Annotated in this window: 26 protein-coding genes; 2 read left to right on the top strand and 24 right to left on the bottom strand. The window is 71.4% G+C overall.

Annotated elements, in window-relative coordinates; all coding sequences use genetic code 11:
- Positions 1 to 179: 179 nt before the first annotated feature.
- The 6 genes from ACZ4M5_RS29185 to rpsB all read right to left on the bottom strand — a co-directional run bounded on the left by ACZ4M5_RS29185 (position 180) and on the right by rpsB (position 5,499).
- Positions 180 to 632, bottom strand: coding sequence for an SRPBCC family protein (locus ACZ4M5_RS29185; RefSeq protein WP_398106326.1), 453 nt, complete (start codon positions 630 to 632; stop codon positions 180 to 182).
- A 117-nt stretch (positions 633 to 749) separates the two neighbouring features.
- Positions 750 to 1,901: a phosphatidate cytidylyltransferase gene (locus ACZ4M5_RS29180; protein WP_467741077.1), complete on the bottom strand. Its 1,152-nt coding sequence runs from the start codon at positions 1,899 to 1,901 to the stop codon at positions 750 to 752.
- Positions 1,901 to 2,458 carry a ribosome recycling factor gene (gene frr, locus ACZ4M5_RS29175; RefSeq protein ID WP_006136598.1) on the bottom strand — a complete coding sequence of 186 codons (558 nt, stop codon included), beginning with the start codon at positions 2,456 to 2,458 and terminating at the stop codon, positions 1,901 to 1,903. Before frr ends, ACZ4M5_RS29180 begins: the two co-directional genes overlap by 1 nt.
- A 162-nt stretch (positions 2,459 to 2,620) precedes the next feature.
- On the bottom strand, positions 2,621 to 3,379 hold the full coding sequence (pyrH, locus tag ACZ4M5_RS29170) for a UMP kinase (protein WP_376332084.1): 759 nt from the start codon (positions 3,377 to 3,379) through the stop codon (positions 2,621 to 2,623).
- Positions 3,380 to 3,562: 183 nt separating this feature from the next.
- A complete protein-coding gene (tsf, locus tag ACZ4M5_RS29165; RefSeq protein ID WP_369193499.1) occupies positions 3,563 to 4,399 on the bottom strand; it encodes a translation elongation factor Ts in 837 nt (278 codons plus the stop codon).
- Between the two features lie 173 nt (positions 4,400 to 4,572).
- On the bottom strand, positions 4,573 to 5,499 hold the full coding sequence (gene rpsB / locus ACZ4M5_RS29160; protein ID WP_467741074.1) for a 30S ribosomal protein S2: 927 nt from the start codon (positions 5,497 to 5,499) through the stop codon (positions 4,573 to 4,575).
- 273 nt (positions 5,500 to 5,772) lie between these two features.
- Here rpsB and ACZ4M5_RS29155 point away from each other — a divergent pair, with 273 nt between their 5' ends.
- Entirely contained in the window at positions 5,773 to 6,501 is a 729-nt protein-coding gene (locus tag ACZ4M5_RS29155) for a murein hydrolase activator EnvC family protein (protein WP_467741073.1), read from the top strand.
- 78 nt (positions 6,502 to 6,579) lie between these two features.
- Here ACZ4M5_RS29155 and ACZ4M5_RS29150 read toward each other — a convergent pair whose 3' ends face one another.
- The 18 genes from ACZ4M5_RS29150 to proS all read right to left on the bottom strand — a co-directional run bounded on the left by ACZ4M5_RS29150 (position 6,580) and on the right by proS (position 21,308).
- Entirely contained in the window at positions 6,580 to 7,137 is a 558-nt protein-coding gene (locus ACZ4M5_RS29150; RefSeq protein WP_467741260.1) for a TetR/AcrR family transcriptional regulator, read from the bottom strand.
- A gap of 94 nt (positions 7,138 to 7,231) precedes the next feature.
- Complete coding sequence (gene whiG, locus ACZ4M5_RS29145; protein WP_451877080.1) at positions 7,232 to 8,074, bottom strand: RNA polymerase sigma factor WhiG; 843 nt, start codon at positions 8,072 to 8,074, stop codon at positions 7,232 to 7,234.
- A 272-nt stretch (positions 8,075 to 8,346) separates the two neighbouring features.
- Positions 8,347 to 9,507: a DNA-processing protein DprA gene (dprA, locus tag ACZ4M5_RS29140; RefSeq protein WP_467741070.1), complete on the bottom strand. Its 1,161-nt coding sequence runs from the start codon at positions 9,505 to 9,507 to the stop codon at positions 8,347 to 8,349.
- On the bottom strand, positions 9,504 to 11,129 hold the full coding sequence (locus tag ACZ4M5_RS29135) for a YifB family Mg chelatase-like AAA ATPase (RefSeq protein ID WP_467741068.1): 1,626 nt from the start codon (positions 11,127 to 11,129) through the stop codon (positions 9,504 to 9,506). The genes dprA and ACZ4M5_RS29135 overlap by 4 nt, the downstream gene beginning before the upstream one ends.
- Positions 11,130 to 11,522, bottom strand: a complete 393-nt coding sequence (locus tag ACZ4M5_RS29130; RefSeq protein WP_467741066.1) for a YraN family protein — start codon at positions 11,520 to 11,522, stop codon at positions 11,130 to 11,132.
- Positions 11,523 to 11,651: 129 nt separating this feature from the next.
- The gene (locus tag ACZ4M5_RS29125) at positions 11,652 to 11,960 is read right to left on the bottom strand and encodes a DUF2469 domain-containing protein (protein WP_003993268.1); all 309 of its coding nucleotides are present in this window, start codon (positions 11,958 to 11,960) and stop codon (positions 11,652 to 11,654) included.
- 56 nt (positions 11,961 to 12,016) lie between these two features.
- Positions 12,017 to 12,541 (bottom strand): NUDIX hydrolase, encoded by a 525-nt coding sequence (locus ACZ4M5_RS29120; protein ID WP_467741064.1) that lies wholly within the window; start codon positions 12,539 to 12,541, stop codon positions 12,017 to 12,019.
- Entirely contained in the window at positions 12,531 to 13,304 is a 774-nt protein-coding gene (gene lepB / locus ACZ4M5_RS29115) for a signal peptidase I (protein ID WP_467741062.1), read from the bottom strand. The genes ACZ4M5_RS29120 and lepB (ACZ4M5_RS29115) overlap by 11 nt, the downstream gene beginning before the upstream one ends.
- Positions 13,305 to 13,417: 113 nt before the next feature.
- Positions 13,418 to 14,383, bottom strand: coding sequence for a signal peptidase I (lepB, locus tag ACZ4M5_RS29110; RefSeq protein ID WP_467741060.1), 966 nt, complete (start codon positions 14,381 to 14,383; stop codon positions 13,418 to 13,420).
- Positions 14,271 to 15,362, bottom strand: coding sequence for a signal peptidase I (lepB, locus tag ACZ4M5_RS29105; protein ID WP_467741058.1), 1,092 nt, complete (start codon positions 15,360 to 15,362; stop codon positions 14,271 to 14,273). The genes lepB (ACZ4M5_RS29110) and lepB (ACZ4M5_RS29105) overlap by 113 nt, the downstream gene beginning before the upstream one ends.
- Entirely contained in the window at positions 15,355 to 16,080 is a 726-nt protein-coding gene (gene lepB, locus ACZ4M5_RS29100; RefSeq protein ID WP_467741056.1) for a signal peptidase I, read from the bottom strand. The genes lepB (ACZ4M5_RS29105) and lepB (ACZ4M5_RS29100) overlap by 8 nt, the downstream gene beginning before the upstream one ends.
- Before the next feature lie 45 nt (positions 16,081 to 16,125).
- Positions 16,126 to 16,476 carry a 50S ribosomal protein L19 gene (rplS, locus tag ACZ4M5_RS29095; RefSeq protein WP_003993262.1) on the bottom strand — a complete coding sequence of 117 codons (351 nt, stop codon included), beginning with the start codon at positions 16,474 to 16,476 and terminating at the stop codon, positions 16,126 to 16,128.
- 135 nt (positions 16,477 to 16,611) lie between these two features.
- A complete protein-coding gene (gene trmD, locus ACZ4M5_RS29090) occupies positions 16,612 to 17,445 on the bottom strand; it encodes a tRNA (guanosine(37)-N1)-methyltransferase TrmD (RefSeq protein ID WP_467741054.1) in 834 nt (277 codons plus the stop codon).
- A complete protein-coding gene (gene rimM / locus ACZ4M5_RS29085; protein WP_398106344.1) occupies positions 17,445 to 17,987 on the bottom strand; it encodes a ribosome maturation factor RimM in 543 nt (180 codons plus the stop codon). The genes trmD and rimM overlap by 1 nt, the downstream gene beginning before the upstream one ends.
- A gap of 80 nt (positions 17,988 to 18,067) precedes the next feature.
- Positions 18,068 to 18,307: an RNA-binding protein gene (locus ACZ4M5_RS29080; RefSeq protein ID WP_115744409.1), complete on the bottom strand. Its 240-nt coding sequence runs from the start codon at positions 18,305 to 18,307 to the stop codon at positions 18,068 to 18,070.
- Positions 18,308 to 18,309: 2 nt separating this feature from the next.
- Positions 18,310 to 18,729: a 30S ribosomal protein S16 gene (gene rpsP / locus ACZ4M5_RS29075; protein ID WP_467741051.1), complete on the bottom strand. Its 420-nt coding sequence runs from the start codon at positions 18,727 to 18,729 to the stop codon at positions 18,310 to 18,312.
- A gap of 291 nt (positions 18,730 to 19,020) precedes the next feature.
- Positions 19,021 to 19,623 carry a hypothetical protein gene (locus ACZ4M5_RS29070; protein ID WP_333937174.1) on the bottom strand — a complete coding sequence of 201 codons (603 nt, stop codon included), beginning with the start codon at positions 19,621 to 19,623 and terminating at the stop codon, positions 19,021 to 19,023.
- A 269-nt stretch (positions 19,624 to 19,892) separates the two neighbouring features.
- Positions 19,893 to 21,308, bottom strand: a complete 1,416-nt coding sequence (gene proS, locus ACZ4M5_RS29065; protein ID WP_467741049.1) for a proline--tRNA ligase — start codon at positions 21,306 to 21,308, stop codon at positions 19,893 to 19,895.
- Positions 21,309 to 21,507: 199 nt separating this feature from the next.
- On the opposite strand from proS, the gene ACZ4M5_RS29060 reads away from it, so the two are divergent.
- Entirely contained in the window at positions 21,508 to 22,359 is an 852-nt protein-coding gene (locus tag ACZ4M5_RS29060; RefSeq protein ID WP_467741047.1) for a methyltransferase domain-containing protein, read from the top strand.
- Positions 22,360 to 22,416: the final 57 nt, after the last annotated feature.

Below are 22,416 nucleotides of genomic sequence, written 5' to 3'. Positions count from 1 at the left end.
GATCGATTCCCGTTGCCGGGCCCGAGCGGGCTGGGGGCACTCACCCGCGGGTGGCGACTGCCGGCGTCGACCGGCTCGGGCGGCCCGATGACGGCCCGGGAGCCGGGCGTCCCCCGGCGGCGCCGAGCGGTCACGGCGGTGCCGAGCGGTCACGGCGGTGCCGGGGGGCGCGGGACGTCTCAGGCCCCGGGCCGCTCCAGCCGGTCCTTGAGCAGCCGCTCGTTGCGCGGGAGTTCCTTACGGGCCTGGGCGCGGACGACCAGCGGGACCAGGACCTTGCCCATGCCGTGGCCCTCGAAGTCGACGTCGATCGTGACGTGGGAACGGCGCCCCTCGTCCAGGGGCTCGACCTCGCCGTGCACGCGGGCCCGGACCGGTCCGTCCACCGTGCGCATGCCCCAGCTGTGCGGAGGGTCGTACTCGGTGACCTCCATGGTCATCGGCACGATCCGGTCGCGGCCGACGTGCCGCCTGACCCGGACCCGGGTCCCCACCCCCACCGGCCCCTCGTCCAGCCACTCGGCGGACACGGCGCTCAGCTGCCACTCCGGCATGCGCGGGGCGTCCGTGACGTAGGCGTACACCTCCTCGGGACGGCGGTCCACGTCGATGCTCTCTCGGATGACGGCCATGGCGGCCTCCTTCGGGAGGTACAGGTGCATCGTCCCACCTCGGCTCCCCGAAGTCGCCCGCAACGGCAGTGGGCCCCCGTCCTGCCGGACGGGGGCCCACGCGTCACACCGCTCGCCTCAGCCGGAACCCACGAAGAGCACCAGCAGCAGCCACACCACCGGAGCGGTCGGCAGCAGCGAGTCGAGCCGGTCCATGATGCCGCCGTGCCCCGGCAGGAGCGTGCCCATGTCCTTGATGCCGAGGTCCCGCTTGATCATGGACTCGCCGAGGTCGCCCAGCGTGGCGCTGACGGCGACCGCGAGGCCGAGGACCAGTCCCTGCCACCACGCCCCGTCGTCGATGAGGAACTGCAGGCACAGCGCCCCCGCCACCATGGCGAAGGAGACCGCGCCGAGCAGACCCTCGCGGGTCTTGCCGGGGCTGATGCGCGGCGCGAGCTTGTGCCGGCCGAACCGCCAGCCGACGGCGTAGGCGCCCGTGTCGCTGACGACGGTGAGCAGCAGGAAGGTGAGCACCCGCTGCGGCCCGTCGTCCGCGGTGAGCATCATCGTCACGAACGTCGCGAGGAACGGCACGTAGAACGCCGCGAAGACACCGGCGGTGACGTCCCGGAGGTAGTTCTCCGGCGGTTCCGTCATGCGCCAGACCAGTACCGCCAGCGCCGTGAGCGCCATGGCGACCCAGGCACCCTCGGCGCCCCGGACGTACCCGGCGACGACCATCGCGGCTCCGCCGAGCGCGAGCGGCACGAGCGGTGCCCGGATGCCCTTGCGCTCGTCGAGCCGCTTGGTCAGCTCCCACAGACCCACCACGACGGCGACCGCGACGACGCCGACGAAGACGGCCTTCACGATGAACAGCGACGCGACGATCACCGCTCCGAGACCGACCCCGACCCCTATCGCGGCACTCAGGTCGCGACCCGCGCTCTTCTTCTGCGGCTTGGGGGCCGGCTGCGAGGCGTCGGGCATGGGCTCCGGATGGGTCTCGTCGCGGACCGGGGGGCCGCTCGGCCGAGCGATCCCCCGGTCGTCGTCCTGGTTTCCGCCGGATTCGGTCACGCCGGGAACGATGGGCATGGGGCGAGTCTGAGGCGCTTCATACGCATCGTATGCGGGACCCGCCGGAGCGGCCCCCGGGGCGTGTCCGTGGCCGGGACCGTAGGCGTACCCGTGACCGGGGCCCTGCACGGGCGCGTGGCCCTGGCCTCGGTCGGTGGGTCCCCAGTACCCGGCCTGTGGCGGCGCCCCCCAGGAAGAGTCGTTCATCAGACCTCGAGCAGCTCCGCTTCCTTGTGCTTCAGGAGCTCGTCCACCTGCGCGACGTACTTCGCGGTGGTGTCGTCGAGCTCCTTCTCCGCACGGCGGCCCTCGTCCTCGCCGACCTCGCCGTCCTTGATCAGCTTGTCGATGGCTTCCTTGGCCTTGCGGCGCACGGAGCGGATCGAGATCTTCGCGTCCTCGCCCTTGCCCTTGGCGACCTTGATGTACTCGCGGCGGCGCTCCTCGGTCAGCTCGGGGAACACCACCCGGATGATGTTGCCGTCGTTGCTCGGGTTGACGCCGAGGTCGGAGTCGCGGATCGCCTGCTCGATGTTGCGCAGCGCGCTCTTGTCGAACGGGGTCACCACGGCCATGCGCGGCTCCGGCACCGAGAACGAGGCCAGCTGGTTGATCGGGGTCGGCGCGCCGTAGTAGTCGGCCACGATCTTGTTGAACATCGCCGGGTGCGCACGGCCGGTGCGGATCGCGGCGAAGTCCTCCTTGGCGACCACGACGGCCTTCTCCATCTTCTCCTCGGCCTCGAGGAGGGTCTCTTCGATCACCACTTGCTCCTGCGTGTGAGTAGGCCCGGCTGCTTTTCCTCAGGGGCGGCGGCCGGCTGCGTCGCGTCTTCTTCTGCACGGTTCCCGACCGGCGGGACATTGTCCATCCCCCGGCCCGGCTCCGTCCCGTCCGTCCCCCGGACGGGGTTGTTCTCGGGGACCTCAGTCCCGGCTGCCGGCGTCCCCCACCAGCGTGCCGATCTTCTCACCCTTGACGGCCCGCGCGATGTTGCCCTCCGCGAGCAGCTCGAAGACCACGATCGGGAGCTTGTTGTCGCGGCACAGCGTCACGGCCGTGGCGTCGGCGACCTTGAGGTCGCGGGTGATGACCTCGCCATAGCCGAGGTGGTCGAACTTCACGGCGTCCGGGTTGGTCTTCGGGTCGGAGTCGTAGACCCCGTCCACGCCGTTCTTGCCCATGAGCAGGGCCTCGGCGTCGATCTCCAGCGCACGCTGGGCGGCGGTGGTGTCGGTGGAGAAGTACGGCATGCCCATACCGGCGCCGAAGATGACCACGCGGCCCTTCTCCAGGTGGCGCACGGCGCGCAGCGGGATGTAGGGCTCGGCGACCTGGCCCATGGTGATGGCGGTCTGCACCCGGCAGTCCACGCCGACCTTCTCCAGGAAGTCCTGCAGGGCCAGGCAGTTCATGACCGTGCCGAGCATGCCCATGTAGTCGGAGCGTGCCCGGTCCATGCCGCGCTGCTGGAGTTCGGCGCCGCGGAAGAAGTTGCCGCCGCCGATGACGACGGCGATCTGCGCTCCGTCGCGCACGACGGCCGCGATCTCGCGGGCGATCTTGTGCACCACGTCGGGGTCGACGCCCAGGCCCCCGCCGCCGGAGAAGGCCTCTCCGGACAGCTTCAGCAGGAACCGGCCGGGTACTTTGCCGTCGTCGCTCTTCTGGGCCTTGGTCGTCATGGGGGATCCCGCCTCTTTCACGTGGTGCACATGCGAAGAAGGCCATTGCCGGTGGGGCGTGATTCGCATCCCATACGGCAATGGCCTCCTCGTCAGATCTGCTGTCGTCCGCCACTCATGTGACGGCGTACGCGGACGACTGCTCCGACCCTATCGGGGCCGGGCGCCGATCGCGGTACGGACTCAGATGCCGACCTTGATGCGCGTGAAGCGCTTCAGGGTGACACCGGCCTCGTCCAGGACCTTCTGGACGGACTTCTTGTTGTCGAGCGCGTACGGCTGGCCGAGCAGCGTGGCGTCCTTGAAGAAGCCGTTGAGACGACCCTCGACGATCTTCGGCAGCGCGGCCTCGGGCTTGCCCTCGGCGCGGGTGGTCTCCTCGGCGACGCGGCGCTCGGACTCGACGACCTCGGCCGGCACGTCCTCCTTGGAGAGGTACTTCGGCGCGAAGGCGGCGATGTGCTGGGCGACGCCCTTGGCGATCTCCGCGTTCGGCTTGTCCAGCTCGACGAGGACACCGATCTGCGGGGGCAGGTCGGGCATCGTGCGGTGCATGTAGGCCGTGACGTAGCCGTCGGCGTACTGCGCGAAGCGGTCCAGGACGATCTTCTCGCCCAGGTTGGCGTTGGCCTCGTCGACGAACGCCTGGACGGTCTTGCCGGACTCGATCTCGGAGGCGAGCAGGGCCTCGAGGTCGGCCGGGGAGGTCTTGGCGACGTGCTCGGCGATGGTCTTGGCCACGGCCTGGAACTTGTCACCCTTGGCGACGAAGTCCGTCTCGCACTTCAGCTCGACGAGGACACCGGAGGAGTTGTCGTCGGCGATGATCGAGACGACGGCACCGTTCTCGGCGGAGCGGCCCTCGCGCTTGGCGACGCCCTTCTGGCCCTTGATGCGGAGCGCCTCGACGGCCTTCTCGACGTTGCCCTCGGCCTCGTCCAGCGCCTTCTTGCAGTCCATCATGCCGGCGCCCGTGAGCTCACGGAGCTTCTTGACGTCGGCGGCGGTGTAGTTCGCCATGAGTCTGTGAATCTCTCTCGAAGTCTGGAAGATCGAAGATCTGCGGATGCGCTCCATGGAGCCGGAGCGCGCTGTCCTGCCGCTGACCTACGGGTGAACGGCGGGAGCGGACTTCACCGCGCCGGTGGGCGCTGGTTGCGGTGCCGCTCCCGCCGTCACCTCGGACTGACGGGTCAGGCCTGCTCGGCCTCGGCCGGCTTGTCGCCCTCGGCCGGCTTCTCGGCCTCGGCGGCCGGAGCAGCCTCGGCGGCCGGAGCAGCCTCGGCGGCCGGAGCAGCCTCGGTGGCCGGGGCGGCCTCGGCGGCCGGAGCAGCCTCGTCGGCCTTCTTCTCGCCCTCGAGCAGGTCGCGCTCCCACTCGGCCAGCGGCTCGCCCGCGGCCTTCTCGCCCTTGCCCTCGGTGGCGACACCGCTGCGGGCGATGAGGCCCTCGGCGACGGCGTCGGCGATGACGCGGGTGAGCAGGGTGACGGAGCGGATCGCGTCGTCGTTGCCCGGGATCTTGTAGTCGACCTCGTCGGGGTCGCAGTTGGTGTCGAGGATCGCGACGACCGGGATGTTCAGCTTCCGGGCCTCACCGACCGCGATGTGCTCCTTCTTGGTGTCCACGATCCAGACGGCGCTGGGCACCTTGGACATCTCGCGGATACCGCCGAGGGTCTTCTCCAGCTTGGCCTTCTCGCGCGAGAGCACGAGAAGCTCCTTCTTGGTGAGACCGGACGCGGCGACGTCCTCGAAGTCGATCTGCTCGAGCTCCTTGAGGCGCTGCAGACGCTTGTAGACGGTCGAGAAGTTGGTGAGCATGCCGCCCAGCCAGCGCTGGTTGACGTAGGGCATGCCGACGCGGGTGGCCTGCTCGGCGATGGCCTCCTGCGCCTGCTTCTTCGTGCCGACGAACATGACCGTGCCGCCGTGGGCGACGGTCTCCTTGACGAACTCGTAGGCGCGGTCGATGTACGACAGCGACTGGAGCAGGTCGATGATGTAGATGCCGTTGCGCTCGGTGAAGATGAAGCGCTTCATCTTCGGGTTCCAGCGACGGGTCTGGTGACCGAAGTGGACGCCGCTCTCCAGCAGCTCCCGCATCGTGACGACGGCCATGGCCGTATCTCCTTGATTTTCTCGGTTGTGCCGCGGGTGCCGGACGGCTCCCGCGCCTGACGCCCGCTGCGCGCCGTGCCACGAGGGACCGAGGGGCGCTGATACGGACCGTCTCCGGCCGTCGTATCGGGGCGTGCGAAGTCGACCCGGTGACCCGGATCGCCACCAGAAGTGTACGGGACCCGGGAGGCCCCGGGTGACGCCGATGTCCACAAGCGGGCCGCGGTCCACAGGCCCGGGCGGCGACGGGGGTGTTCCGCGACGATTCTCCGCATGCGAGCGAACCGATGTGTGCGCGTGATCACGCGGCTGGTCCTACTGATGGTCCTGACGGTGACGGCCCTGCTGGCCCCTCCGCCGCCCCTGCTGGCGGCGGGGTCCACCGCCGAGGCCCCGAGTCCACGGGCCGCGGACCGCGGACGTCCGGCCGCCGACCGAGAGGGTCCGGTCGCCGACCGAGAGGGTCCGGTCGCCGACCGAGGGGGCCCGACCGCCGACCGCGGGGGTCAGGCCGCCGACCGAGGGGGTCAGGCCGAGGGCCCCGCCGTACCGGCCCTCGGCCGCGTGTGGCCCGTCGGTACCCGGCCGCCGGTCCTGCGCGGCTGGGAACCACCGGCGACGGTGTACGCGGCGGGCCATCGGGGCGTGGACCTGACGGCGCCCCCGGGCGCGCCGGTGCGGGCGGTGGCCGCGGGGAGGGTGTCCTTCGCGGGCAGGGTGGCGGGGAGAGGCGTGATCTCGGTGGAGCTCACCGGGACGGGCGACCCCCCGCTGCGCACGACCTACGAACCGGTGACGGCGTCGGTGGAGAAGGGCGAGGAGGTGGCGGCGGGCCAGGTGATCGGCACGCTGGCGGGGACGGGGTCGCACTGCACGGCCACCTGCGTGCACTGGGGCCTGCGCCGGGGCGGGACCTACCTGGATCCGCTGTCCCTGCTCCCACCCTGGCTGCTGCACAGGGGACCCTCCAGGCTGCTGCCGGTACCGGCGGCGCCCGGCTGACCGACGCAGTGACGTTGTGCATACCGCGCCACCCCGATGCCGGCGGGACGGCCCCGGCAGCACCGGTCCGCGCAGGGCTCAGCCCCGCACACCCCGCAGGGCCATCGACACCGCCGCGTCCGTGATCGCCTCGGGCTCCTCGGCCGCCCCCAGCTCGATCCGGCGTACGGCCGCGTCCACGACGCCCTGGACCAGCATCGCCGCGAGCCTCGGCTGCTCGTGCCCGAGTTCCCCCAGTGCCTCGACGATCATGGCGACCAGGCCACCGTGAGCCGCGCGGATCTTCTCCCGGGCCCCTGCGTCCAGCTCGCTCGCCGAGATCGCGACCACGGCCCGGTGCCGACGGTCGCCGACCAGCAGAAGCTGCTGGCGCACGTACGCCTCGACCTTGGCGTCGGGGGTGGGGGCCTGCTCCATCGCCGCCGCCACCTCGGCCGCCCAGACGGGGAAGTCGGCCTCGCACAGCTCCTCGACGACGGCGGCCCGCGACCTGAAGTACTCGTAGACGCTCGAACGCGCGAGTCCCGTGCGCTCGGCGAGGGCCGGGAAGGTCAACGCCTCCGTACCGCCCTCCGACAACAAGGAACGAGCCGCGTCCAGCAGGGCGGCTCGCTGCATCGACCGGTGCTCGGCCACGGAGGCCGCTCGAATCCTTGGCACGTCAACCACTCTACGGACGCGCCGCGCCCGACGGGAGTACCTCCTCCCCAGCCGGCGACATCAGGCCAGGTCAGCGGCCGAAGCTCGCCAGTTTCGCTCTGAGCTGGAGCACCGACTTGGTGTGGATCTGACTGACCCGGCTCTCGGTCACGCCCAGAACGTTGCCGATCTCGGCGAGGGTGAGGCCCTCGTAGTAGTACAGCGTGACCACGGTCTTCTCCCGGTCGGGCAGCGTGTTGATCGCCCGGGCCAGGAACCTGCGCAGCTCCCGGTCCTCGGCGACCTCCACCGGGTTGTCGGCGGTGGTGTCCTCCAGCGTGTCCAGCACGCTCAGCCCGTCGCCGCCCTCGCCACCGATGTGCAGCAGCTCGTCCAGCGCCACGACGTTGGCCAGGGACAGCTGGCTGAACACCGCGTGGAGGTCCTCGACGGCGATGCCCATCTCGCCGGCCACCTCGCCCTCCGTCGGCGTCCGCCGCAGCCGCGCCTCCAGCGTGGCGTACGCGCGCTCCACGTTGCGGGCCTTCTGCCGCACCGAGCGGGGGATCCAGTCCAGCGCGCGCAGTTCGTCGATCATGGCGCCGCGGATACGGGTGATCGCGTACGTCTCGAACTTGATCTCCCGGTCGATGTCGAACTTCTCGATCGCGTCGATCAGCCCGAACACCCCGGACGAGACGAAGTCCGCCTGCTCCACGTTGGACGGCAGACCCACGCTGACCCGTCCGGCGACGTACTTCACCAACGGCGAGTAGTGCAGGATCAGCTGCTCCCGCAGCCGCTCGTCCCCCGTCGCCTTGTACGACCGCCACAGCTCGTCGAGCGTCGAGGGAGCGGGCGGCCGCACGCTGCCACCGTCACGGGCGGCTGGGGGGATCGCCGCCCGGTCGGACCCGGAGGTGTGCTGGGGCATTCGTCGCCTTGTGCCGTTCTGCTGCGCAGGGGTGCTGCTGAGGTGGGCTGTCTGTCTGATGTCGAGTTGCCTGTCCGTGTCGGGATCCTCGTGAGCGTAGCGTGACTGCGGAGTCGCGGTGCGCGAGTGGTGAGGGCGCGAGCAGGCGCAGAGACGTTCCTCGGGGCGCCCCGCAGCGCCCTCCGATCCGGTCGGTGTGACAACCCGAGAAGCCCAACTGGGCGCATTTGCAAGGGCTCTGGGGGTTCCCCCGGACGGCCGAACCACGAGCGTCAGCCCGGCGCCCGCCCGTCCCGGACCGACATCACCGCCTGGCGTGTCAACTTCCAGCCGTCGCCGTGTCGTTCGACGTAACCGAGTGCTCGGAGTTCGTACAGTCTCGCGATCGCGTCGTCCGGTGCGGTCAGGGCGCGGCGTGCGATCTCGTCCGGCCGGGCGGTCCCCCGGGCCGGGAGTGCGGCGAGGACCTGCCGGGTGGCTGGTTCCAGTAGGTCCCGAGGCAGTACCGGCCCCCGGCGTTCGGGTGCCAGCTGCCCGATGTCGCCGACCAGTTCGAGGATCTCGGCGGCGTCGGTGACCAGGACGGCCTCGCCGCGCAGCAGTTCGTGGACGCCTGCGGACCGTGCGCTGGTGGCGGGGCCCGGCACGCCCATCGTGAGCCGGCCGAGGCGCTGGGCGGCCCGGGCGGTGACGAGCGAACCGCTGCGGTGGGCGGCCTCGACGACCACGGTGCCGCGGGTGAGCGCCGCGATCACCCGGTTGCGCAGGATGAACCGGGTGGGCGTCGGGTGATCGCCGGGCGGCAGCTCGCCGATCACCAGGCCCTGCTCGGCGATCCTGCCGATGAGCCGGGTGTGCCCGCGGGGGTAGGGCCGGTCGACGCCGCAGGCCAGGACGGCGACGGTGGCGCCCCCGGCCCCGAGCGCGCCGCGGTGGGCCGCTCCGTCGATGCCGTAGGCGCCGCCGGACACCACGACCCAGCCCTGCTCCGCGAGACCGGCGGCGAGGGTGGCGGCCATGTGGGCCCCGTACTCCGTGCAGGCGCGGGCGCCGACGACGGCCACCGACCTCAGTGCCCACAAGCGCAGGCCGGCCGGGCCGCGGACCCACAAGCCGAGGGGCCGGGCGTCGCCGAGGTCGTCGAGCTGCCCCGGCCACTCCGCGTCCCCGGGGCACACGAACCGCACGCCTGCCTCCCCGGCGACGTCCAGGTCCCGTTCCGGCCGGGCGAGGGCGGCCCGGGCGGCCATCCCGGCCCAGCGCTTCCCGCTCACCCCGGGCAGCACCGGCCCGCCCTCCACCAGCCGCCGCGCCACTTCCGCGGCCCCGAACTCCCGCACCCACCGCCCGGCGGCCTCGTCACCGGGTTCGACGACGCGGGTGAGGAGCACGCGGTGGAGCAGGTCGTCGCCCCGTTCAGCGGTGGCCCTCACGTCATCGCCCCGATGGCCATGGGCACGCCGCGCGGCACGCCCGTGCGCAGTTGGAGGGCAAGGGCGACGTCCGTCGCGTCGGGACGGTCGTGACCGACGAGATCGGCGACCGTCCAGGCGACCCTGAGCACCCGGTCCAGGCCGCGAGCGGTCAGGGCACCCCGCTCCAGATTGCGCTCGGCCTCGTCCATCGCGCCCGGCACGGCGTACCAGCGGCTGCGCAGCTCACGGCCGGGAATCTCGCTGTTGGTGCGCCAGGGGGTGTCCGCGAGGCGCTCCGCCGCCCGGTCACGGGCCTCGCGCACCCGGTCGGCGACCGTCGCGGTGGACTCCCCCCGGGCCCCGCGTGCGGTCAGCTCGGTCCGGGTGACGCGATCGACCTCCACCCGCAGGTCGACGCGGTCGAGCAGCGGCCCGGAGAGTCTGGCCTGGTACCGGCGGATCGCCGAGGGCGGGCACTCGCACAGGTCGTCCCGCAGCGAGAACCGGCCGCACGGACACGGATTGGCCGCGAGCACCATCAGGAACTTGGCCGGGAAGCGCACCACGCCCGCGCTCCGGGCGATCACCACGTGCCCGGCCTCCAGCGGCTGCCGCAGGGCGTCGAGGGCCTGGCTGCGGAATTCCGGCGTCTCGTCCAGGAACAGCACCCCGCGGTGCGACAACGACACCGCGCCGGGGCGCGCGATGCCCGCACCGCCCCCGACGAGGGCCTGCATCGTGGCCGAGTGGTGCGGGGCGCAGTAGGGGGCGACGTCGATCAGCGGTTTGCCGGGAGGCAGCAGGCCCGCCACCGAGTGCACGGCCGTGACCTCCAGGGACTCCTGCCGGCCGAGCCTGGGCAGGATGGCCGGCAGCCGCTCGGCGAGCATCGTCTTGCCTGCGCCGGGAGGCCCCTCCAGGAACAGGTGGTGTCCTCCTGCCGCGGCCACCTCCACGGCCGTGCGCGCCGAGGTCTGACCGACGACGTCCGCCAGGTCGTGGCCGTGATCGTGCTGGGCCGCTCCCGCGCTGTGCATGCCGGTGGCCGCGCCCGTGCCCGGCACACGCAAGCCGGCCAGCAGCGGGTCCGGGCGGCCCGGCTCGTCCGGCTCCTCGTCGGGCACGGGCTCGTCGGCCAGCACCGCGATCAGCTGCCGCAGGCTGCGCACACCCAGCACCGACACCCCCGGCACCAGCGACGCCTCCGGTGCCGCGCACTCCGGGACCACCACCTGCTCGTAACCCGCGTCCGCCGCCGCCAGGACGGCCGGAAGCACGCCGCGGACCGGCCGGACCCGCCCGTCCAGCCCCAGTTCCCCGATCATGACGATGTCGGCGAGGACCCGGGGGTCGATGCGCTCCGCCGCGCCGAGGACGGCCGCCGCGACGGCCAGGTCGAAACCGCTGCCGGACTTGGGCACGGAGGCGGGGCTGAGCCCCACGGTGAGTTTCTTCTGCGGCCAGGCCGCTCCGCTGTTGACCACCGCCGCGCGGACCCGGTCCCGGCTCTCCGTGAGGCTCTTGTCGGGCAGCCCGACGAGGGTGAAGGCGGCGACTCCCGGCTCCAGGTCGGCCTGGACCTCGACGACCACGCCCTCGACGCCCACGAGCGCCACCGAACACGTACGGGCGAATGCCATTCAGGCCACCCCCCGCACGTGTTCGACCACGGCGGCCCCGCGCGCCGGCAGCAGCACTCCGACCAGGTCGATGCGGACTCCGCCGGGCGGGGCTCCCCCGTGGGCCTGGATCCAGCGTTCGGCGAGATCCCGCAGCCGTTCCGCCTTCTGCGGCGTCACGGCCGCCATCGGGTGCTCGAAGGGGCCCTCCCTGCGGGTCTTCACCTCGCAGACGACCAGGACGTCCCCGTCCCGGGCCACGATGTCGATCTCTCCGCTGCGGCCCGCGCGCCAGTTGCGCTCCAGGACCGTCAGGCCCTTCTCCGTCAGCCGCCGGGCCGCCAGGGTCTCTCCGTACCTGCCCATCGCACCGCGTGCGTTCATGTCGGCACCACCTCCGGCGCCAACGATCACGCAGCCGGGCCACCGGAGTGGATCTTGGTGGACGGATCAGCGGATGTGGACAACCGCGTCACTCACACGAGTGAGTCGGCGGCCCCTGCAGCCGTCGGCCCCTGCAGCCGCCGCCCGAGAGCACGCCGCTCAGCCGCTGGGCAGCTCCAGATCGCTCTTGTTGAGCTCCTCAATGTTCACGTCCTTGAACGTGAGCACCCGGACCTGCTTCACGAAGCGCGCCGGCCGGTACATGTCCCACACCCAGGCGTCCGCCATGGACACCTCGAAGAACACCTCACCCTGGACGGAGTGCACCTGCATCTCGTAGTCGTTGGTGAGGTAGAAGCGCCGTTCCGTCTCGATCACGTATTTGAACAGACCGACGACATCGCGGTACTCCCGGTAGAGCTTCAGCTCCATCTCGGTCTCGTACTTCTCGAGGTCCTCGGCGCTCATGGCATGTTCCCCTTCAGCCGTGCGATCCCCCCATTGTGCGCCAGTACCGTGCGCCCCTAGACGATTTCCGGGTCGAGGATCACGGGCCTGGCCGGGGGACCCTCGTCGAGCAGCGTGCGCAGCAGCCCGGCGAGTCTGGTCGGATACACCGTCTCATGTGCCCGGCTCAGTTCCGGACACGTCCACCAGCGTGCTCCGGCGACGCTGCGCCGTTCCAGCTCGGTCAGTCCGGCGGCGGCGACCGTCGTACGGTCCGTGCGGGCCAGGAAGTACCACTCGTCCTGGTCCCAGCGGCGCCCCGCGAACGGGAAGGAGCAGCGCCGCTGCCACAGCACCGGTCCGAGGTCGACGTCGGTGATGCCGGTCTCCTCGGCGAGTTCCCGCAGGGCGGCCTCTTCACGGGTCTCGTCGCCCTCGACACCGCCGCCGGGGGTGAACCACCAGTCGTCGGCCGGATCGTCCGGCTCGTGCCCGTGCAGCAGCAGGATGCGGTCCCGGGGGTCGAGCAGCACGACCCGGGCCACCTTGCGCAACCCGCCCTCGTAGGTGTCCTGGCCCGCACCCGCGGTCTCAGCGGGCACGCGCGGGCTCCGCGTCCGCGCGCCGGGCCGGGCCCGTGCGCTTGGCGATCGACCCGTACGCACCGCCGCCCAGTACGAGCACGGCCCCGACGATCACGAGGAGCACCATCGTGCGCAGCGGACCGGGCGAGGAGAGGGAGCCGAGCTGCTCGAAGCCGGTGGGGCGCTCCAGCATGCCCTTCATGGGCCAGACGACGGCGTCCACCCGGGCGTCCACGCTGGAGCGCGCCACCGTGCCGCTGGCGGCGTCGGTCAGGTGGGCGGTGGAGTCCAGGGAGCTGCCGCGCTCGTCGCCGAGCAGGAAGAGGCGTCCTTCCGGGACGGTCACCGTCGGGAAGTTGGTGACCTCCGCGGGTGCGCCGTCCGGCAGATACGGTTCGTCGATCTCCTTGCCGTTGACCTCGAGCTTGCCGTCCTGGCAGCAGGAGACCGTGTCACCGCCGACGGCGACCACACGCTTGACCATGGGGGCGTTGCCCCAGTTCGTGTCCTTGAAGACCACGACGTCGCCGCGGCGCACGTCGTCGCCGTCGACGCGCTGCGCCATGATGCGCTCACCCGCGTCGATCGTCGGGGTCATGGAGCTCGTGGGCACGGTGTACGGCAGGTAGACCACCGCTCCCCAGGCGAAACCGCCGAGGAAAAGCACCAGGCCCAGCGCGACGGCCAGCCCGGACAACCGCTGTCCGGTCCGGCTGCCCACCGGGCCCGTACCTGAGCCGCCGCCGCGCGCGGCCGTGTGCGTCATGCTCTCGCCACCCATGGGTCCGCACCCTACCCGGGGGTACGGTCCGGGGTCAGCCCATGTCCGGCGTCACCTTCACCGGTCGGCCCGGCCGGGCCGTCTCCTCGCGGGCACGTCCCCGTGCCCCGGCCTCACTGCTTGCGGCGGCGCCACCACACCACCGGCAGCACGCCGGCCAGTGCCAGGCCCTGCGGCGCGACCGTCCAGCCCGCGGCGGCCGGCTGGGCGTTCAGACCGCTCTGGTCGAAGGTGTCCGGCACCGGCAGGGTGTCCCAGCGGTTGACCGGCCAGGCGATGACGACGGCGCGGCCCACGACGTCCTTCACCGGGACCATGCCGTTGTGCTTGTCCGCCTGGTTGTAGCGGGAGTCGCGCGAGTTCTGCCGGTGGTCGCCCATGACCCAGATGAAGCCCTCGGGGACCTTCACCTTGAACTGGCCGCCCTGGTCGTCCTGGCTGCACGGGGTGTTGCCCGCGTAGACGTAGGGCACCTCGTCCAGCGCCTTGCCGTTGACCTTCAGCGGGCCGGTGCCGTTGCACTCGACCGTGTCGCCGCCGACGCCGATGACGCGCTTGATGAGGTCCTTCTCCTCCGAGGACGGCATGAGGCCGATCCAGCTGAGGAACGTCTGCAGCGCGTTCGGGTCGGCCGTGGGCTCGCCCGCCAGCCAGTTGTCCGGGTCGTGGAAGACGACGACCTCGCCGCGCTCGGGCTCGGAGCCGAACCAGGGGGTGAGCTTGTCGACCAGGACGCGGTCGCCCTGCTGGAGGGTGTTCTGCATCGAGTCGGAGGGAATGGAGAACGCCTGCACCAGGAAGGTCTTGATCAGCAGCGCCAGGACGAGCGCGATGCCGATCAGGATCGGCAGCTCCTTCCAGAAGGAGCGCTGCTTCTTCGGCGCCCGCGGCGTGCCGCCCGGCCCCCGGTCATCGGCTGTCGTGTGCTCGCCCGTCACCCTGTCGTCCTCGGCTGTTGCCCCGGAGTCATTCCCGGAGGTCACGGCGCTGTCCGCTGCCGGGGCGGCGGATTGCGCGGGACGTCCGCGGTGTTCCTCGCCGTCGTGTCCGGACCGTGCGCCGACCGCCACATCCCCCACGCCAACTCCTCACTCTGTGCCGCCGCCCGCGCCAGATTCGGCGCAGGCCCACCACTCCCATAACGAGCGGGAGTTCCGCAGGAGTCGGGAGCTGGATCGTTCCGTTCGCATCGTAGGGGGCAACCCTATGCGACGGTTCGGGAGCGGCGGTCGACCCGGTGGCCGAGTCGGACACGGAGGCATAGGTGTTCGGTTCGTCCAGGGTGGTCCAGTGCCCGAAGGGCCAGGCGATCACCATGGCCCGGCCGACGACCTCGTCCTCGGAGACCGTGCCGCCGTAGTCGGTGTCCTGGTGGACGCGGGAGTCCGCGGAGTCGTTGCGGTGGTCGCCCATCACCCACAGCCGGCCCTGGGGGACGGTGACGTCGAACGGCGTGTCGGACGGGGCGGCGCCCGGGTACAGGTAGTCCTCGTTCAGGGGGACGCCGTTGACGGTCACCCGCCCCTGTGCGTCGCAGCACTTGACGCGGTCGCCGCCGACGCCGACGACCCTCTTGATGAGGTCCTTCTCGTTCTCCGACGGCAGCAGGCCGATGAAGGTGAGCCCCTCCTTGACCTGCTTGACGACGACGGGGTCCTCCTTCTTGGGGCCCGTCTGCTCGTCACGGAGCCAGCCGCCGGGGTCCTTGAACACCACGACGTCCCCGCGCTCGGGCTTGGAGCCGAACCACGGGGTGAGCTTGTCGACCAGGACGCGGTCGCCGATCTGGATCGTCTGCTCCATGGAACCCGACGGGATGACGAAGGCCTGGACGAGGAACGTCTTCAGGACCAGGGCGATCAGGACGGCGACACCGACGAGGAGGGGTATCTCCTTGACGGCACTGCGCCTGCGGCGCCGCTTGACCTTGCGCTGGAGCCGGCGCCGCTCGGCGCGGCTGCGGCCGCTGGAGGGCGCGGAGGCGCGCCGGGCGCCGGTGGGCAGGAGGTTCTCCGCGGGGCCGGCGGGGACGCCACGCGGTTTGCCGCGGTTACCCATGGGCGCCCGCCCTCGCGGCGGCGGGCACGCGCGCGTAGGCGCCGGGGCGGTCGAGCCCGGTGGCGTGGCCGAAGGGCCACACGATCCAGTCGGCGCGCCCGATGACGTCGTCGACCGGGATCATGCCGCCGCCGGGCGAGCCGAGGTGGTCGCGCGAGTCGCTGGAGCGGCTGCGGTGGTCGCCGAGGAGGAACAGCCTGCCCCGGGGCACGACGACGTCGAAGGGCACCGCGGAGGGGCTGTCACCGGGGTACAGGAAGCCCGACTCGTCGACCGGCCGGCCGTTCACCTGGATTCTCCCCTCCTCGTCGCAGCAGACCACATGGTCCCCGCCCACACCGACAACGCGCTTCACGTAGTCGGCGTGCCCGAAGTACCCGGTGCCGTCGAACACGACGATGTCTCCCCGTTGCGGCGCGGCACCGAAACGGTACGCCAACTTATTTACGAGAACGCGGTCACCGATCCTCAATCCCCGCTCCATGGAACCGCTGGGAATCTGGAAGGGACGCAGCACGAAGGTGCTGACCAGCAGCAGGAACAGCAGGCAGAGCAGCAGGGTGAGGGTGATCCGGCCGCCGGGGAACCACGAGCCGGGCCTCGACAGCAACGCGAAACGCGACCGTTCCTCCGGCCCTGCGGAGTCCGAGGCCGGCTGACCGGCGTCGGAAGGGCGGGAGGAGCGGTCGCGCTCCGTGTGCTGTGCTTCGGTGTCCATCGGAGCCAGATGCTATCCGGCTCCGGCGCGAACCCCGGAGAGCGCTCAGCTCTCGCGCTTCTCCTTGATCTTGGCGGCCTTGCCGCGCAGCTCGCGCAGGTAGTACAGCTTGGCGCGGCGGACGTCACCCTTGGTGACGAGCTCGATCTTCTCCACGATCGGGGTGTGCACCGGGAAGGTGCGCTCGACGCCGACGGAGAAGGAGACCTTGCGGACCGTGAAGGTCTCGCGGACGCCGGAGCCCTGGCGGCGGATCACGACGCCCTTGAACTGCTGCACACGGGAGCGGTTGCCCTCGATGACGCGGACGTGCACGTTGACCGTGTCGCCCGGGCGGAAGGCGGGGACGTCGCTGCGCAGCGACGCGGAGTCGACGGTGTCGAGCAGGTGAGACATTTCGTCTGCTTTCCTCGCTGATGCCACAGGTCATCAACGGAAACTAGGTGTTTCGGGATCAGGGCCGTGCCGGTCGGACGGGCGTCGTCTCCCCCTGTGGCAGGGGCGCGCGCCGGACCTGGGCACAACAGCTGGCTATTCTTCCACGCCGTCGGTCCTGCGCCAAAATCGGCCGTACGGCTTCCCCGCCGGGTCCGGTGCCCAGCCGAGGATGGAGAGCATCTCCCGGTCCTTCTTGTCGAAGGCCGCGGGGTCGCAGCGCTCGATGAGGTCGGGCCGGTGCGCGGTGGTGCGCCTGAGGGCTTCGTCACGCCGCCAGCGGGCGATTCTGCCGTGGTGGCCGCTGAGGAGCACCTCGGGGATGTCCCGGCCGCGCCACTCGGGCGGCTTGGTGTAGACGGGGCCTTCCAGCAGGTTGGCCATCGCGCCGGGCGCGAAGGAGTCGTCGCGGTGGGACTCCGCGTTGCCGAGGACGCCCGGCAGCAGGCGCGCCACGGCCTCGGTGACGACCAGGACGGCCGCCTCTCCCCCGGCCAGGACGTAGTCGCCGATGGACACCTCGTACACCGGTATGCGGGTGGCGTACTCGTCGACGACGCGGCGGTCGATGCCCTCGTAGCGGGCCGGGGTGAAGATCAGCCAGGGGCGCTCGGAGAGGCGGACGGCGAGTTCCTGGGTGAAGGGGCGGCCGCTCGGGGTGGGCACGACGAGGGCGGGCTCGCGGGAGCCGGCCTCGTAGCCGTCGGCGAGGACGGAGTCCATTGCGTCCCCCCAGGGCCCCGTCTTCATGACCATGCCGGGGCCGCCGCCGTAGGGGGTGTCGTCGACGGTGTTGTGGCGGTCGTAGGTCCACTCGCGCAGGTCGTGGACGTGGACGTCGAGCTGTCCACGCGCGCGTGCCTTGCCGACGAGGGAGACGTTCAGCGGTTCCAGGTACTCGGGGAAGATCGTGACGACGTCGAGGCGCATCAGGACTCGTCCCGGCTGGAGGCGATCTCGGCGCGGTCGTCGATCAGGCCCGGGGGCGGGGTGATGACGGCCCTCTGCTCCTCCAGGTCGATCTCGGCGACGATCTCCTCGACGAAGGGGATCATCACCTCGCTGCCGTCGGGGCGCTCCACGATGAACAGGTCCTGGGTGGGCAGGTGGGAGATCTCCGTGATGCGGCCGACCTCGGTGCCGTCGGCGGTGACCACGTCCAGGTCCATGAGCTGGTGGTCGTAGTACTCGTCCTCGCCCTCGGGCAGTTCCTCCGGGTCGATCTCCGCGATGAGGAGGGTGTTGCGCAGGGCCTCGGCGCCGGTGCGGTCGCCGACGCCCTCGAAGCGCAGCAGGAGGCGGCCGCTGTGGACGCGGCCCGTCTCGATGGTGAGGGGTCCCGCGGAGGCGGGGTCGGTGGCGAGCACGGCGCCGGGGGCGAGCCTCAGCTCGGGCTCGTCGGTCCGTACCTCGACGGTGACCTCGCCCTTGATGCCATGGGCACGGCCGATCCGTGCGACTACCAGCTGCACGTGTGCGATCTCCTGTCGTACGACTACGGGCCGGGGACGGCCCTCAGGCCTTCCCCGGCCCGAGCCGGTTGCGTTCAGCGTCAGCGGACGTGGTCCACGTCGACGAGGTCGACGCGGACACCGCGACCGCCGATGGCGCCCACTACGGTGCGCAGGGCGCGAGCGGTGCGGCCGTTGCGGCCGATCACCTTGCCGAGGTCGTCCGGGTGGACCCGGACCTCGAGCACTTGCCCGCGGCGCAGGTTGCGCGAGGCGACCTGCACATCGTCGGGGTTGTCGACGATGCCCTTCACGAGGTGCTCGAGAGCCTCCTCGAGCATGATCAGGCCTCGGTCGAAGCGGACTCGGCGGCGGCCTCGTCCTTCTTCTCAGCCTTCTTCTTCTGGGTGATCGCCTCACCCTTGCCCTCGTCGTCACCGCCGAGAGCCTCGAACGACGGGCGCGCGGCCTTCTCGGGCTGCGTCAGGAGCGGCGCCGGAGCCGGCTCGCCCTTGTACTTCTGCCAGTCGCCGGTCTTCTTCAGGATGGCGAGCACGGGCTCGGTCGGCTGCGCGCCGACACCCAGCCAGTACGCGACACGGTCCGCGTCGACCTCGATGACCGACGGGTTGTACGTCGGGTGGTACTTGCCGATCTCCTCGATCGCACGGCCGTCACGACGGGTACGGGAGTCGGCGACGACGATGCGGTAGTGAGGCGAACGGATCTTGCCCAGACGCTTCAGCTTGATCTTGACTGCCACGGGAGTGGAATCTCCTGGATTTGACGTGGTTGGGCACGGCGAGACGCCGCGTGGGGTTGCGGTACCCGAGTGCCCGATGGACGCGTCAGCCGGAGGAGAGAGGGGTCCTGTGCGGCTGTCGAGTACAGCTAGCCATTGTGCCACACCCGGCGGGCCGCTCCAGGCCGGGGGCAGTGGGCGCCGCCTGCGGGCACGCCTGAGCGGCACCCGGCGTGGAGGTGGGACACGTCGGGTGCCGGCCACGGTCCGGCGTCGGTCCGACCGGCAGCCACGAGTTGCCGGTGGGAGACGTCAGCCGGCCACCGCTCCCACGACGTCCGGGATGCGGAACGGCTTGCCGCAGCCGCCGCAGACGATGGGTGCCTGGGCGAGGACCGAGGGGACGACCCGGACGTTGCGGCCGCAGTCGCAGACCGCCTTGACGCGGACGCCGCCGCCGGAGGAGCCGTGCCGGGCGGCCGGGCCCCGGAAGGTGCGGGAGGTGTCGGAGGAGGTGGCCGCCGTGTGCGCCTTCAGGGCGCGCTGGAGGCGCTCCATGGTCGGGCGGTAGCGCCGCTTGGCCTCGGGGGTGAGCGTGACCAGCGAGAAGCCGCTGCTGGGATGCGGTTCCTCGGGGTGGTCCAGGCCCATCTCCTCGGCGATCGCGAGGAATCTGCGGTTGTGGTAGCGGCCCGCACGGGAGGTGTCGCGTACGCCGCGGGCTGCGGCGATGCCATGGACTGCCTCATGGAGCAGTCGCTCGAAGGAGAGCTCGTGACCGCACGCGGACGACGACTCCCCGATCAGGGACTCTGGCGCGGCAAGGTCGGGCAGCTCGGGGTGGTACCGCTGAATGTCGGCCCACGCCTGTGCCAGCTCTGCGGCGAGAACAGGTGGTGTCTGTGTCGTGCTCACGTAATGACAACGAGCCGGGGTGCCCCAGTGTTCCGATTCCGGGGCATCCCAAATATTTTGCACGTACCCGTCAGTTGCCTCTGATGCGTCCCGACGAGGGCGGGTGCGCTGATCTGCGGAGAAGCCTCGCAGCTCACCACAAGCTGGTGCGTACTTCTCGCTACGCCCCGGCGCGTAGGGCATCTGCGCACGCCGGGACGGCGGAAGTGCGCCGGGGCGCAAGGGGTGTTCCGGCCGCCTTGCGCCCCGCCGGACGGCGTCTGCGTGCCTCAGTAAGCGCGTGCGACGACCGCGACGTTACCGGGAGCGTCCCCGTCGTCCGGCACCGACCCGTCCTCGGCGACCAGACACCGTACGGTCACCGCGTGATCGGCCAGCTTGGCCTCGCCCTCCTCGCCGAGCACCGACCACGGGATGCGGGCCCAGCCGCCGGCCGTGGCCGCCTCGACGGCCTCCTCGATCGTGGAGACCTCGGCGGTGCGCGACTCGCGGCGCGCGCGGGACTGCCTGAGCAGCAGCTCCTGGTCCTCCTCCAGGACCTTCGGGAGCAGCTCCGGCAGGGCGTCCAGGGACACCGGCTCCTTGCCTCCGGGGATCCGGCGGGCCAGCATCGCGGTGCCGTTCTCCAGATCGCGCGGTCCGATCTCGATGCGGACGGGTACGCCCTTCAGCTCCCAGTCGACGGCGCGGCGGCCGAAGGGGGTGTCAATGCGGTCGTCGACGTGGACGCGGACACCGGCCGCCTCCAGCCGGTCGCCGAGCTCGCGGACCTTGGCCAGAACCGGCTCGTCGCCCTTGATCGCGAGCACCACGGCCTGGATCTGCGCCAGCCGCGGCGGGACGCGCAGCCCGCCGTCGTCGCCGTGCATCATCACCAGGGCGCCGATCATGCGGGTGGTGGAGCCCCAGGAGGTCTGCCAGACCAGTTCCTGCCTGCCCTCCTTGGACAGGTACCGCGTGTTGAAGGCCTTGGCGAAGTTCTGGCCCAGTTCGTGGCTGGTCGCCATCTGCAGGGCCTTGCCGTCGCCCATCATCCCTTCGAGCGTGAGGGTGTTGACGGCCCCCGCGAAGCGCTCCTTGACGGTCTTGCGGCCGGGGACCACGTCCATCGCGAGGACGTTCAGCATGAAGTCCTCGTAGACCCGGCGGTGGATGTGCGCGGCGAAGTCACGCGCCTCCTCGTACGTGGCGTGCGCGGTGTGGCCCTCCTGCCAGAGGAACTCGCTGGTCCGCAGGAACAACCGGGGCCGCAGCTCCCAGCGCACCACGTTCGCCCACTGGTTGATGAGCAGCGGCAGGTCCCGGTAGCTCTGCACCCACTTGGAGAAGTAGTCGTTGATGATCATCTCGGAGGTGGGGCGGACCACCGCGGGCTCCTCGAGCTCCTTGCCGCCGCCGTGGGTGACGACCGCGAGTTCGGGCGCGAAGCCCTCGACGTGGTCGGCCTCCCTGGTGAGGTAGGACTGCGGGATCAGCAGGGGGAAGTACGCGTTCTGGGTGCCGGTCGCCTTGATGCGGGCGTCCATCTCCGCCTGCATCCGCTCCCACAGGCCGTAGCCGTACGGTCGGATGACCATGGTTCCGCGCACCGGCCCGTTGTCGGCGAGCTCCGCCTTGGTGATCAAGTCCTGGTACCAGCGCGGGAAGTCGACCGCCTGGGGCGTGAGAACGGGTGCCTTGGCCATGGCGCGATGGTACGGGCCCGGGTTGCCGGAATGTGAAATCTCGCCACAGGCACATGACATCTCACAACCCCTGCCGCATCCCACTGGACGACGGGTCGAGGGGGGAGTTTCCTGGCATACGGGGGTAGTGCGAGCGCACTGTCACGGGGGCCAAGGAATCGGGCAAGAGGAAACTCGTTGCGGATTGGGGCGCTTACTTATGACACCTACGCTCGTGCGGCAGCACCTGCCTCACGCGGGGGCCGCACCCCGCGTGGACCGGAGTGCACGCGCGCGTGACTGGTCCGAGATCCAGGAGCGGATGCTGGTGCCGCTCTACGAGGCCGTCTACGAGCGACTGGACGTGGGTCCCGCCACGCGACTGCTCGGCCTCGGCTGCGGTTCCGGACTCGCCCTGCTGATGGCCGCCGCTCGGGGAGCGGCGGTCACCGGTGTCGACGCATCCCCCGAAAGAATGGCCCTGGCCCGGGAGCGGCTGCTCCCCGAGGCGACGGGCGCGCGTGGGCGTACGGACGCGCGACTGGTCGACGGATCGGCCCGGGACGCCGGCAGGCCCGCCGCCGGCTACACCCTGGTGACGGCGTTCGAGCCGATCGGGTGCCTGGCGGGCGACTCGGAAGGGCTGAGCGGACAGCTGAGGGAGGCGAGGCCGCTCGCCGAGCGGGGCGCGGCCGTGGTGCTGGCCGGCTGGGGCCCGCCGGAGCGCTGCGCCACCGCGTCGGTGATGCGGGTGGCCACGAAGCTGGCGGAACCGGAGCGCACCCGGGGCAGCTGGCGTCCGGCCCTGCGCGACGACCTGGAGGACGTCGCCCGGCGGGCCGGCCTGAGGCCGGACGGCTCGGGCCGGGTGGCCTGCCCCTTCGGCTACGCCGACGTGGACAGCGCGGTGCGCGGGCTGAAGTCGACGGGCCTGTTCGACGCGGCGACGGCGGCGACGGACCAGGTGCAGGTGGACAAGGAGCTGTCCGAGGCGCTGCATCCGCACCAGCGGCGGGACGGCACGGTGTGGATGCCGAACGTGTTCCGCTACCTGATCGCCCGGACGCCCTGACCGTCCGGGCGCCCTGACCGTCCGGGCGCCCTGATCGCCCGGGCGCCTGACGCACGG

Source organism: Streptomyces sp. NPDC026246, assembly GCF_055567995.1.
The sequence above is the reverse complement of the archived record's forward strand: the minus strand, read 5'-3'. Positions and strand labels throughout refer to the sequence as shown.